Below are 13,097 nucleotides of genomic sequence, written 5' to 3' on the forward strand. Positions count from 1 at the left end.
CCTGCATCAGTACAGTCAGTCACCCGCCCATGGGCGGTTGGCACACCGTGACGCTGTCTGACGGCAGCAGACGTTGCCGGCTAATGCAAGCGCGTGACGCTGGCCAGATGTGACGTCGGCGGCTTGTCCCACTCGCTCAGCAGCGCCAGCAAGGCTGGATCCTGGATGAAGCTGGCGCTGGAGCGTCCTTCCAGGATGCGCTCGGGCGGCATCGAGCGCGCCACGACGAACCCCTGCACGTAATCGACACCGATTTCCTGCAGCGTCTGGACTGTGGCCGCATCCTCGGCCCACTCCGCGATCGTCTTCATGCCCAGGTTGACAGCCAGGCTGACAATGGCCTCGACGATCGCCACGTTGGCCGGATGCGCATTGATATTGACGATGAAGTTGCCATCGATCTTGAGCACGTCCGCCGGCAGCTCTTTCAGGTACGAGAACGAGGTGTAACCGGCGCCGAAATCATCCAGCGCGACCTTCACGCCGAAGCCGCGCACCTGGTCGATGAAGCGGCGCGTGTTGTCCAGATCGTGCAAGGCCACGCTCTCGGTGATTTCGAGGCACAGGCGGCTGGCCACGTGCACGTAGCGGCCGAGAATGTCGAACGTGTCCTGCACGAAGCGCTCGTCGTTGAGCGATGCGCCCGACAGGTTCATGCAGACGAAGCGAGTATTGACCAACTCGTCGTTATGCTCGGCGATCCAGGCCAGCGTGCTCGTGAGCACCCAGCGGTCGATCATGCTCGCACGCCCGCTTTTTTCGGCGGCGACGATCACGGCGCCGGCCGGCACGACGCGGCCATCGGGCTCGCGCATGCGCAGCAGCACCTCGAAATTGAGCGATTCCAGCGGCGTGCGCAGCGACATGATCGGCTGCATTTCGAGCAGCAGGCCGTCGGTGGCGCCCGGGCCCGACAGGCGCTCGACCATGTCGAGTTCGGCGGCGCGCTGGCGGAATGCATCGGCATCGCGCTCGTATACGACCAGGCCGTCGCCCGTGCCGGTCTTGGCTTCGCGGCAGGCGCGGTCGGCAGTGGAGACGGCATCCTTCATCGGCATGCCCGGCACCACCTCGATCAGCCCGACCGACGCGCGCACGTGGAACGCCTTGTCACCCACGCGGTAGGGCGTGTTGCCCAGCCGGTCGACGATGCCGCGAATGATGATCGAGGCCAGCGGAATCGCTGTCTCGGGCATCACTATCACGAATTCGTCGCCGCCCACGCGGCCCAGTTGCTGGCCGCCGGCCAGCATCGCGCCCATCCGTTCGCAGACCTGCTTGAGCACTTCGTCACCGGCGCCGTGCCCGAACAGATCGTTGATCAGCTTGAAGCGGTCGAGGTCGACATATGCCAGCGCCATTGGCCGGCCGGCTGCCAGGCTTGCACTGGCATTGCTGAACTCGCGCTCGATGCCGCGCCGGTTGAAGACCTTGGTCAATGGATCGTTGTTGGCCATGAAGCGCAGCTGCTCGGTGGCCTTGTGTTTCTCGGTGGTGTCCTGCAGCACGCCCTCGATGCGCGACCTGGCCAGCGTGGCGCTGACCTGGAAGCGCTGGCCGCCTTCTCGGCTGGTCAGCTCCATCTCGGCTTCGACTTTTGCATGGACCTGCTCGTGCAGCGCGGCCCAGCTCGCTTCAGTGAAGTACTGGCGCCACGCTGTACGGCCCGCCGTGAAGTCGGTCATGCCCAGCATTTTCTGCAGCGCCGGGTTCACGCTCAAAAAGTGGCCGTAGATATCAAGCGTAAACAGGCCGACCGGCATCGCCTTGTACGCATGCTCGAGTTCTTCCTGTGCTTCCTGGCGCTTCTCGGTTTCCATGCGCATCTGTTCAGCCACGGCCAGCGCCGCCAGCAGGCTCGATGCGAGCGCCGCGGTGACGCTGTTGATCACGCCCAGCAGTTCGCGCATGCCGAACGCGGCCGACGCGACTTCGGCCAGCGACGCCATGAAGGTGACAGCGAACGAGGCGGCGAACCAGGCCGCAACCCGCGTGCGGGATTCGATGATGATCTTGAAGAGGCCAATCGTCATCAACGAGAAGCAGCACGCAAGGATGCCCCACATCAGCGGCAGGTACATGCCATACGGGACCAGGATGGCGGCGGCCAGCATCGGCATGCACAGCCACTGCATGACGCGCATCGGCACCACGTAGCGCATCTCGGCCAGGTGATCCTTCAGCAGCGCCTGGTACAGCGTCAGCGTCGCGATGCCGTACATCGTGAACGTGACGGCGCGGCTGCGCAGCAGCCAGTCGGACGGCACCGCCTGGCCGAGCCACTGGATGTCCCAGCCGGCCGACAACGCCCCCACGCGCAGGTTCAGGATCAGCCAGCCGGCAAACATGACGTACACCGGCTGCCGGTTGATCAGTGCCGTGATCAGAATGAACAGCGCCAGCACGATCATGCCGCCGTCGAGCAGGCCCGACTTGCGGTGGTACTGCTTGACCGACAGCGCGTACTGTTCGATGGGCCACTGCACGACCGTCAGGCGCGCAGGGCCCGCGAACGTGCCGCGGCACAGCAGCTGGCGCGGCAACGGCGCAACGCTCAGCGCGAAGCCGGCCTTGTCGGCGCGCAGCAGGCCGGTGCTGTCGCTGCGGCTGGCCGTGCCCAGCGGGGCCAGCGAAGCCGCGTTCCAGCAAGCGATATCGAGCGCGTGGCGTGACGGGAATTCGAGCACCTGTGCACCCGGGCGCGGCATCGGCTCGATGACGAACCAGACCGGCGCTTCGGACAGATGGGTGTCATGCGTGTTGGTCAGCGGGCGCTCGCGCGCCGGCCCGAGTGCGCTGGCAGGATCGAGCGTGCCGGCCGGATCGGCCAGCACGTGCATCGTCAGCGGCACGTCGCCGCTGGTGCGGTATTCGTCGTGCCAGAAAACGAGCGCAATCAGCGACACCACCGCGATCCCGATCGGGATGAGGTAGTAAGAAAATGTCTTCAGAATCAGTTCGACCGCCGCTTGCAACGCGGCTGGCAGCGAAGCACGAAACTGATGGGAAAGCTTGGGCATGAGCGGCCTTGGTAATACGCGTGACCACCGCGCAGACAACGACGGCCACTAAAGCGCAAGGATACAGCTTTAGCGTAGTGCCGTCATGCCCTTCGTAGTTGAACAACCGTCGGTTTCGCGCGGTGTAATGCGGCCTCAGGCGACAGCCAGTTGTTCCTGGGCCGGCCATTCCGGTACCGATGGGAAGACGACAGGACCGATGTCGATATCCGGGTGCACCGTGTTGAAGAAGAAGTCGAGCATCGGATGCCGCGCCTCGGTCCACCTTTGCTGGAAGGTGGCGATCTCGAAGGCCATCACGCGGTGCGGGATATTGCCGACATGGCGCAGGGGCACCAGGCCATCTTCCGGGAACACATCGACGAACAGCATCTGCTCGTATTGCCGGTCGACCGGCGGGCGGCCTGTCGCCACCGAGAAGTCGATTGCGTTGTCTTCGCAATACATGAAACACGCCTTGACCAATGCAATTTTTACCATGCGCCCCACCCGCCCTTCATCGACGGCCAGCCGGGTGGCCTCGACCAGCCGCTTGCCTCGCAGCCAGTCGGGCAAGACCACCGATTCTTCCACACCCAGCGGCCGGTGCAGGTTGGTGCGGATGCGGGTACTGCCGATCGCCGTCCCGTCGAGCTTGGACTCGGCCAGCAGCACGATCGTGTCGGCATCGAAGTCAGCCGCTTCAGGCTGCGCCAGGGTGCGTGCGAAATCCGGCACGTGGCGCGCATAGGCGGCGTGGCGGATCTTCACGGCTTTGAGCAAGTCGGCCTGGGTCTGTACCCGGCGGATCGTGAACGGCAATCGTTCGGTCACGCTGCCGGCGACCGGAGGACGCACCGAACGTGGTCGCGACAGCGTGGCTGGGTGGATGACGGCGGCGGTGAACTGCTCCATGGCGGAACTCCTTGATTGATTAAGAGAAACAGAAATTAACTGGATTCAATTATCAATCCGCTTACGGAGAATCGATTTACAGAGCAGGCCTACTTTTCACCTTCAGTTTGAATGAGCGAGAAACCAGGAAAAATGGCTACGTCACGCGGACCATGTGCGTTGCATAACGGCGGCTGTCATTACAGCATCCGCGCAGTTCCCGAGACCCGGATCGGCCCGCCAATGTCATTGCCAAATTCGGCAGTAATGAGAGAGCGCATGCCCATATCTTCGCCCTGCACGATCTCGATCCGGCCGCCATGCGGCCAGCCCAGATCGCGCAAATAGCCGGCCAGCGCGGCCGTCGCAGCGCCCGTCGCCGGATCTTCCAGCACGCCACCGGAGGCAAAAGCGTTGCGCGAATGAAACAGATTATTGTGTTCGGACCAGGCCAGCACGATCGTCACCAGGCCGTGGGCGTCCATCAGCGCCCGGCCCGGGTCGAGCGCGTACGTCATCGCCGCCAGCGCAGCGCGGCTGGACAGCGCCAGGAACAGGTGATCGGCGCCGGCGTGAATGCATGCGGGCGGCAGGCGTGGATCGAGGTCGGCGTGCCCGTAGCCGAACAGCGCGAGCGCAGCGTCGACAAGAGCGGGCGGCGCAGGACGGCTACGGGTAGGCGGGGACTGCAGCGCCGCCTGCATGCGCGCGCCGTCCTGCCGTCCCTCGACAGAGATGGCAGCGGCATTCAGGGTCAGCGCAAAGCGGCCAGCACCATGCCGGCGCGCCAGGGCGGCACCCAGGGCAATCGTCGCGTGGCCACAGAACGGCACTTCGGAAGCGGGCGAAAAATAACGCACGCGCCACCCCTCGCCTTCGGGCGCGGCAAACGCGGTTTCGGAAAATCCGACGTCGCGCGCCATTGCAGCCATCTCGGCAGCCGGCGGCAAGACCGCGCCGATCCAGACCCCGGCCGGATTACCGCCCTGCCCGTGGTCGTCAAAGGCGGCGAGAAGTTCAATATCCTGGCGCATGGGTGCTTCCTCAGTGATTGGAAACACCCATCATAGCGCCGGGCCGCTAGCGCCGGGCGTCGATGCGCGGCAGCAGCACGGCCAGGATGCCCAGCAGCGGCAGGAACGAGGCGATCTGGTACACCTGCGCGATGCCGTGCACGTCGGCGATGGTGCCCATCGCGGCCGCACCCATGCCGCTGATGCCAAACATCAGGCCGAAGAAGATGCCCGAGATCAGGCCGACCTTGCCCGGCACCAGCTCCTGAGCGAACACGACGATGGCCGAGAACGCCGACGACATCACCAGGCCGATGATGACCGACAACACGCCGGTCCAGAACAGGTCGGCGTACGGCAGTGCGATCGTGAACGGCGCCGCGCCCAGAATCGAGAACCAGATCACGCGCTTGCGCCCGATCTTGTCGCCGATCGGCCCGCCCGCGAACGTGCCCAACGCCACCGATGCCAGGAACAGGAACAAGTACATCTGGGCGGTGCCCACGGGCAGCTTGAACTTCTCAATGAGGAAGAAGGTGTAGTAGGTCTGCAGGCTCGCCATATAGATGTACTTGGAGAACACCAGCAGCGCCAGCACGGCCAGCGCCTGGATCACCTTCTTGCGCGGCAGCGCCGGACCGGCATGCAGCGCCGCTTTCTTGACCATGTTCATCAGGTGGTGGCTGTACCAGCGGCTCACGCCCACCAGCACCGCCACCGCAACGAGCACCAGCAGCATGAACCAGGCGATCTCGGCCTGCCCGCGGCCGACGACGATCGCCGCCGCCAGCAACGGCCCCAGGGCCGAGCCGGCATTGCCGCCAACCTGGAACACCGACTGCGCAAATCCGAAGCGCCCGCCCGAGGCCAGGCGCGCCACGCGCGAGGCTTCCGGGTGGAAGGTCGACGAGCCCACGCCGATCATGCCGGCAGCAACCAGCAGCATCGGATAGCTGTTGGCCCACGCCAGCAACCCCACGCCGAGCAGCGTTACGCACATCCCGGCCGGCAGCAGGAACGGAATCGGCCGCTTGTCGGTGTACAGGCCGATCCACGGCTGCAGCAGCGACGCGGTGCACTGGAACGTCAGCGTGATCAGGCCGACCTGGGTAAAGGTCAGGTTGAATTCGTGCTTCAGGAGCGGGTAGATCGACGGCAGCACCGCCTGCACGCAATCGTTGAGCAGGTGGACGAAGGCAACCGAGAGAAGGATCTGCATCACGGCGCCGGAGGCGGCCGGGGTGACTGCGGAGGTGGTGCTGGACGGCGAGGAAGATGTGGACATGGACGACGCGGGTGGACAGAACAGTCCGACAGGATATGCGAAAACCGGCGCCCGCGGGCGCCGGTTCTTTTACCAACGGTCGGTTAGCTGGCCGGCACCAGCCGGATGGCTTGCCCGCCGCCCGGCGCCAGCACCATCTTGATGGTGTCGGTGCTCTTGACGGTGCGCTTCTCGATCACCAGGTCGAAGCGGCGCTCGCTGCGATAATCCGCCTTGTCGCCATCGCGGTAGATTTCGGCCACATACGATTTGCCGGCATCGAGGAACGACAATGGCAGATCGAGCGTGCGCGCATTGCCATCGGTGACCGAGCCGACGTACCAGGCGCTCGAGTTGCGGTCCTTGCGCGCAATGGTTGCGTATTCACCGACAGCGCCATGCAGCACACGCGTATCGTCCCAGTCGGTCGGCACGTCGCGTATGAACTTGAACGCGCCCGGATAGCGGTCGTAATGCTCGATCAGATCCGCCGCCATCACCACCGGCGAATAGATCACCACGAAGTTGGCCAGCTGCTTGGCCTGGGTCGAGTTGAACGGCTTCTTGTCCTTGCCCTCCAGGCTCAGGATGCCCGGCGTGTAATCGAGCGGGCCGCTGAGCATGCGGGTGAACACCAGGTTGGCCTCGTGCTCGACGCTGTTGACCGGATCGCCCCAGGCGTTGTACTCCGTGCCGCGCGCGCCTTCACGCGAGATCCAGTTCGGATAGGTGCGGCGCAGGCCCGTGTCCTTCACCGGCTCGTGCGTGTTGATCGCGATCTTGTAGCGCGCCGCATCCTCGACCACCTTCTGGTAGTGGCGCACGCCCTCTTGCGAATCTGTGTAGCCAAAATGGACCTTGCCGTTCTTGCCCATGAACTGGGCGGCGCCGCCGTCGGTCACGTAGCCGGTCTTGATGCTGTCCACGCCGTTCTTTGCATACAGGCGCAGCGCTGCATCGAGCTGCTTTTCGTAGTGCGCGATATTGCCGCCGGTTTCGTGATGGCCGATGATGTGGACACCGCGCGCTTTGCCGTACGCCGCCAGTGCCGGCAGGTCGAAGCGCGGGTTCGAGCGGGTGAAGTCCATGTCCGCGCCGTTGCCGGCCCAGTCGCTGTCCCAGCCCGGATTCCAGCCTTCGACCAGTACGCCACGGAAGCCGTTCTTTGCCGCGAAGTCGATGTAGCGCTTCGTATAATCGGTCGTCGCGCCGAGCCGGTCGCCCGCGGCCCAGGTTTTGGTCTCCAAGTGCATGTCCCACCAGACGCCGACATACTTCGATGGCTTGACCCACGAGACGTCGCCCAGTTTATTGGGCTCGTTGAGGTTCAGCACGAGGTCGGACATGTACAGGCCCGCCGCATCGCCCGCGATCTGCATCGTGCGCCACGGCGTCGTGAAGCTCCCGGTGCGCACGACCGGCGCGCCGTTGGCGGACGGCGTCAGGTGCGCGCGCAGGCGCTGGCCTTCGACCCGGCGCAGCCACATCGACGCGTAGTCGACCAGCGCCGCTTCGTGGAAGGCGATGTGCGTGCCGTTTTCCATGCGCACCGTCATCGGCGTGTTGGCCATGCCCACTTCACGCAGCGGCGTTTTCTGGATCGGGTATTCGAGCGCCCAGACTTCACCGGCCTGCTGCCACCAGGCGGTAGCTGGCTGCGCCACCACGAACTCGGTCAGCTCGTCGGCAATGTGCACGGCGCGGTTATTGGTCTGCTTCGGGAATTCGTAGCGGAAGCCCACGCCATCGTCGAACACGCGAAACACGATCGCCAGGCGCCGGCCATCCTTCTTCTGGTGCACGTCCACGCGCAGCTGGCTGTAGTGATTGCGAACCGTGCGACGCTCGCCCCACGGCTGCTCCCAAGTGCTGTCATGGGCCGTGACCAGGTGGCGCTCCATCGCAAAACCGGCATCGAGCGGCTTGTCGCTGGCCAGCACGAAGCCCAGGCGCGACGGCGCGATGACCGGCTGGCCCTTGCGCTCGACCTGGTACGACAGGCGCCCGTCCGGGGCCACCTGCAACGACACCTTGAGCACCTTGCCGGGCGACTCGACGGTCGCCATCAGGTCTTCGGCGGCGAACGCGCCGGTACTGATCACCATGCCCAGCGCCACGAGGCTCATCTTCAATAAACTGGTACGCATCCTTCGTCTCCTGTCTCGTCTTGTTTTCTGTTGCAATTTCAACCTGAAAGCGGTCGCCCCGGATAGTCCGGCATCGGGGATGCGCGGTCAATGTGCGGCTGAAGCGAATCTGAAGATTCGTCGCGGCGCCCGAAGCGCAGCGCACTGATACACTTCCGGCATGAAAATTCTGATGATCGAAGACGATCTGGCGATCGGCCAGGCCCTCTTGTCGGTGTTCCAGGACGAGGGCCACACAGCGGTATGGCTGCGCCTGGCCCAGGGCGCGGCCGCGCGCATGCGCAGCGAATCGTTCGACGCGGTGGTGCTCGACCTGGGCCTGCCCGATGGCGACGGCACCGACGTGCTGCGCGCGCTGCGCGATGAGGGCGTGCGACTGCCGGTGTTGATCATCAGCGCGCGCGACAGCCTGCAGGACCGCCTGAAGGGATTCGACCTGGGCGCCGACGACTACCTGATCAAGCCCTTCGAGATTCCCGAACTGCTGGTGCGCCTGCGCGCAATCGTGCGCCGCAGCCACGGCGCACTGGAAGAAAACCTGTGGGTGGCGGGCGACATTGAACTGGACGAAAACCGCATGCTCGTCACGCGCGCTGGCCAGAGCGTCACGCTCTCGAAAACCGAATTCGCGCTGCTGCTTACCTTGATGAAGCAGGCCAACCGCGTGCTCACGCGCGTCGAGCTCGAACGGCGCGCCCTGCCCTCCGGCGAAGGCCAGAGCCAGACGCTGGACGTGCACATCTTCAACCTGCGCAAAAAAGTGGGCGAAGGCGTGATCCGCACCGTGCGCGGCGTCGGCTACATGGTGCAGCGTGACGTTTAGACAGTCCTCGCTGTTCCGGCGCCTGATGTTCAGCTTTGCCGGCGTGATCGTCAGCGTCGCGATCATCGGCGTGCTGTGGATGTTTTATGAGGCCAAGGTCACGCAGCGCACGCGTACCTTCAGCGAAAACAAGGCGCATACGCTCAACATCCTGTCGCACCTGGTGGACACCGGCGCCCGGCCCGAGCGCATGCTGCCGGCGCTTGCCGCGATCGAGGTGAACCGCGAGCGCATGTTCAAGGAGCTCGATTACCACTCGCGCGTGCGCGTGCGGGTCTGGCTCGATGGCCGCCTGCTCTACAACTCGATGCCGCAGCTGCCGGACGTGCTGCCCGAGGTGGCCGCGCGCGGCGCCTACGCGTGGGTGCGCTGGACGGCGCACGACGCGGGCAACCGCATCGTCGTCGAGCGCCGCCACGAAGTCGACGACGAGTGGATGCTGACCATCTGGGGCGTGAGCTTCCTGCTGTCGTCGACCTTCTTCAGCCTGCCGCTGCTGTTGATTCCGGCGTGGCTGATCGTCGGCATCGGCCTGCGGCCACTGCGCTCGATCGCGTCGAGCATCGCCCAGCGCACGGATGCCGACCTGACGCCGCTGCCCGACTCCAAGTACAAGGAACTCTCGCCGCTGGTGGTAGCGATCAATGGCCTGATGCATCGCCTGAGTCAGCGCATCGAGCACGAACACGAGTTCCTGACCGACGCCGCGCACGAACTCAAGACGCCACTGGCGGCCATCCAGATCAACGCCCACGTCTTGATGAGCCGCGCCGGCGCCGAAATGGCCGAGCGCTGCGCCGAGCCGGCGGCCGGCCTGCGCAGCGGCGTCGCTCGCGCCACGCACACGGTGCACCAGTTGCTGGCGCTCGAACGCGCCCGGGCCGAACCGCAGGTCGCGCAGGCGTGCCCGCTGACGGACGTGGCCGACTTCGTGCGCGAGCGCGTGGCGACGGCGGCGCACTTGGCGGTGCAGCGCAATATCGAGATCGAATTCGACGCTGCCCCCGACGCCACCGGTGCGCTGCCGCTGCATCTGGAAAGCATGGCGTCGGCGGTCGATAACCTGATCAGCAATGCAATCAAGTATTCACCGACGGATGGCCGCATCACCGTGCGCCTGACGCGTGCTGCTTCTGGCTACCGGCTGGCGATCTGCGATGGAGGGCCGGGGATTGCGCCGGATCTGCGCGACAAGGTGTTCGAGCGGTTCTACCGGGTGCCGGGGCAGGAGCAGCTGGGTTCAGGACTGGGGCTGGCAATTGCCGAACGGGGCGCGGCAAGGAACGGCGGCACGATCTCGCTGGAGAATGGCGAGCATGGTCGCGGCGTGTGCGCGACCATTACGTTCACTGGCGCCGTGGGGTAGCTTTCCGGGTGGTGCCTACAACCAGCCGACACGCTTCAGCCGCCGGTGCAGCAGCGCGCAACCGGCGACGATCCCGAACATCACCGCGGGATAACTCCAGCGCCAGGCCAGCTCCGGCATGTGCTGGAAGTTCATGCCGTACAGGCTGAACACCATCGTCGGCACCGCCAAGATCGCGCCCCAGCCGGCGAGGCGCTTGACGACGTCATTCTGGCGAATCGTCACCTGCGCCAGCGCCACCTGCATGGCGGCATTGATCATCTCGCCGATCCGGTCTGCCGTCTGCGTTACGCGCGCGACATGGTCGAGAATGTCCCGGTAGTAGATGCGGTTTCCGGCCGGGATGATGTCGCCGTGAAAACGCAGCAATTCGTTACAGATGTCGATCAATGGCGCCGCCGCCCCATGCACCGACAACAGCTCGTTTTTCAGGTTGTAGAACTCTTCCAGGTTATCCGACGACGGATTGGGCAGAAACAATGCCTTCTCCACCTGGCGGAATCGGTCCTGCAGCATATCCATGCATGGCTGGTAATGATCGACGATGAAATCGATGATCGTGTAGAGCACGTACCCGGGGCCCATCGCGAGTTTGGCGGGCACGCTCTCGGCGCGTTCGCGGACCGCGCGATATCCGTTGGACATGCCATGCCGGATCGTCATCACGAAGCGCGGCCCGACAAACACGTGCGTTTCGCCAAAGTGGATCGCCTGCTCGACCAGCGACACCGTATGCAGCACGACAAACAGGTTCTCGCCATACTCTTCGATCTTGGGCCGCTGGTGCGCCTTGCGCGCGTCTTCCACCGCCAGGTCGTGCAGGTCGAATTCGTCCTGCACCATGTCCATCAGTTCCTTGTCTGGCTCGAACAAGCCGAGCCAGACGAAGGTGTCCTCATCTTCCAGCGCGACGCTGATATCCTCGATCTGGATCTCTTCCAGCTTGACGCCCTTGCGATACACCGTGCAGTTGATGCGCGTCGCCACTTCATTCACTGATCGGCTCCTGCAGTGCGCGCTGGCGCGTGAACACGGTATGGCCAGGATTACGCCCTTTCGCGCTGTCTCGTCGGATAGTCATGGGGTCTCGTCATGCAACATTGATCGTGGCCGCGATTCTACGCAGCGCCGCGTAAAAATTTTGTCAAAAATGAGGCGAAACCGCGCAAGGTCGGACGCAGAGGAAAGGACTCATGACACAGAAACTTTGACCACGAATTTCTTCTCGTTACAGTCGCACAGAAGCTACCTGCGGATGAACGAGCAGATTCAGCCCGCGGTTCGTCAAGCGAACGGCCTGCTAACGGCTGAATCTGCTTGCAAGTGTGCGGGTCTTCACCAACGTCAGAGCATTCAGGGTTGGTTCTTCGGCGCGTAGGGCTGGCGGTGCTCGACGCCATGCGGCAGAAAGGCGAGAAACGGATCGCTGCGGCGAGCGCGACGAGCAGGCGATGACGGCGATCGATGGATGGATTGACAGGATCTGAAATCGTTCGACAGGATCGGCAACACGACCGATCCGGCCAGCAAGTCACCTTCCATCAACCCGCGTGACTGAGCACCTGCCGCACGTAGGGCTCGTAAAATTCGATCAGCCGCCTGCTGCGCGGCAAATGGAACAGTAGTTCGGTTTCAAGGCAGCGCGCACCGGAGGTGTAGCTGACGAACCAAGTACCAATTACATTGTGGAAGATTATGTCGTCGTCCTTGAGCTTCTTCGTTTGTTCGCGGCTGATCAGAATGAGCTTTGGCGGATAGCGGTAAGTGGTACTTCCATCGGTCTTGTCGACCATTAGCGCCCAAGCCAACGCTCTCTCGCCTTCTTGAACGAAAATAAGCCGCTTACCCGTACTCAGTCCCGGAGCATAAGGGAAGTCCGGGGCCAATGCCGCCATCAGGCGCAGGTTTTCGTCTGGCTTGGTAAATACAGCAAATTCCGTCGCATTCATGACCCGTCGCCAGCGGGCCTGGTGCACGGCTTTCCAGTACGGCCCGTCGTCCGCCAAGGCCACGCTCATGTCCCGAACGGGCGTGGCCGGCTCCAGTTCGCGGACCATCAGTGGCGGCGTCAGCACGCCTTGCGCCGCTGCCTCCACATACCAGTCTGTCGTGTCTGCCTGGGTTTTGTACCACCAGTGCTGATTATCTGTCTCGATACGGTCTCTCAACACGGCATTGGCGGTGCGATCGAGCGGATTCGGCGTTGGTGCTGCACCCGTGTCCAGCTCGCCCACGTGCAGGAAATTGCGGTATTCCGCCAGGGTTTCCGGATGTTCGGACCACTGAGTGAGCAGAGAAGAACGATACTGGGAGCCGAGCTGACCAAAACCAACCCAGACCATCTGGTCACGATCGCGCCAGATCTCGCAGCGCAGATTTTCCACCGCATGCTGCCTACCGAGTTCATTGATCAGGGGATCCGGCAATATCTCTTTGAATAAAACCGCCTGCGCGTGAAATGCCTTCCAGCCTTCGGCAATTTCACGTGTCATCAACTGCAACTGGAAATCAAAGAGCATGCCTGCATCATCGGACAATGCCGCGCGCAGGTGTTGCGCGAACGATTCAAATTTTTTGCTTGCCATAAATCC

The 13,097-nt window shown here is 63.7% G+C and carries 10 protein-coding genes; 2 read left to right on the forward strand and 8 right to left on the reverse strand.

Going from position 1 to position 13,097, the window contains the following annotated elements; genetic code table 11:
• Positions 1-80 precede the first annotated feature (80 nt).
• The 5 genes from NX775_RS04020 to NX775_RS04040 all read right to left on the reverse strand — a co-directional run bounded on the left by NX775_RS04020 (position 81) and on the right by NX775_RS04040 (position 8,317).
• Positions 81-3,020 (reverse strand): putative bifunctional diguanylate cyclase/phosphodiesterase, encoded by a 2,940-nt coding sequence (locus NX775_RS04020; protein WP_258834811.1) that lies wholly within the window; start codon positions 3,018-3,020, stop codon positions 81-83.
• Between the two features lie 135 nt (positions 3,021-3,155).
• A complete protein-coding gene (locus NX775_RS04025) occupies positions 3,156-3,914 on the reverse strand; it encodes an N-acyl amino acid synthase FeeM domain-containing protein (RefSeq protein ID WP_258834812.1) in 759 nt (252 codons plus the stop codon).
• Between the two features lie 179 nt (positions 3,915-4,093).
• Positions 4,094-4,927: a PhzF family phenazine biosynthesis protein gene (locus tag NX775_RS04030; protein ID WP_258834813.1), complete on the reverse strand. Its 834-nt coding sequence runs from the start codon at positions 4,925-4,927 to the stop codon at positions 4,094-4,096.
• Positions 4,928-4,973: 46 nt separating this feature from the next.
• Complete coding sequence (locus NX775_RS04035; protein WP_258835107.1) at positions 4,974-6,125, reverse strand: MFS transporter; 1,152 nt, start codon at positions 6,123-6,125, stop codon at positions 4,974-4,976.
• A 149-nt stretch (positions 6,126-6,274) separates the two neighbouring features.
• Positions 6,275-8,317 carry a glycoside hydrolase family 97 protein gene (locus tag NX775_RS04040; protein WP_258834814.1) on the reverse strand — a complete coding sequence of 681 codons (2,043 nt, stop codon included), beginning with the start codon at positions 8,315-8,317 and terminating at the stop codon, positions 6,275-6,277.
• A gap of 160 nt (positions 8,318-8,477) precedes the next feature.
• Between NX775_RS04040 and NX775_RS04045 the strand changes: the two genes are divergently transcribed.
• Together NX775_RS04045 and NX775_RS04050 are read left to right on the forward strand one after the other, a co-directional pair.
• Positions 8,478-9,140: a response regulator gene (locus NX775_RS04045; RefSeq protein WP_258834815.1), complete on the forward strand. Its 663-nt coding sequence runs from the start codon at positions 8,478-8,480 to the stop codon at positions 9,138-9,140.
• Positions 9,130-10,506 carry an ATP-binding protein gene (locus NX775_RS04050; RefSeq protein ID WP_258834816.1) on the forward strand — a complete coding sequence of 459 codons (1,377 nt, stop codon included), beginning with the start codon at positions 9,130-9,132 and terminating at the stop codon, positions 10,504-10,506. Before NX775_RS04045 ends, NX775_RS04050 begins: the two co-directional genes overlap by 11 nt.
• Before the next feature lie 15 nt (positions 10,507-10,521).
• On the opposite strand, the gene NX775_RS04055 is transcribed toward NX775_RS04050, so the two are convergent.
• The 3 genes from NX775_RS04055 to NX775_RS04065 form a co-directional block, all read right to left on the reverse strand.
• Complete coding sequence (locus NX775_RS04055) at positions 10,522-11,502, reverse strand: magnesium and cobalt transport protein CorA (RefSeq protein WP_258834817.1); 981 nt, start codon at positions 11,500-11,502, stop codon at positions 10,522-10,524.
• 357 nt (positions 11,503-11,859) lie between these two features.
• The gene (locus tag NX775_RS04060) at positions 11,860-12,048 is read right to left on the reverse strand and encodes a hypothetical protein (protein WP_258834818.1); all 189 of its coding nucleotides are present in this window, start codon (positions 12,046-12,048) and stop codon (positions 11,860-11,862) included.
• Positions 12,048-13,091: a hypothetical protein gene (locus NX775_RS04065; RefSeq protein WP_258834819.1), complete on the reverse strand. Its 1,044-nt coding sequence runs from the start codon at positions 13,089-13,091 to the stop codon at positions 12,048-12,050. Before NX775_RS04065 ends, NX775_RS04060 begins: the two co-directional genes overlap by 1 nt.
• Positions 13,092-13,097: the final 6 nt, after the last annotated feature.

The sequence above is a fragment of the Massilia aurea genome (assembly GCF_024753205.1).
In the GTDB taxonomy this organism is placed as follows: domain Bacteria; phylum Pseudomonadota; class Gammaproteobacteria; order Burkholderiales; family Burkholderiaceae_D; genus Telluria; species Telluria aurea.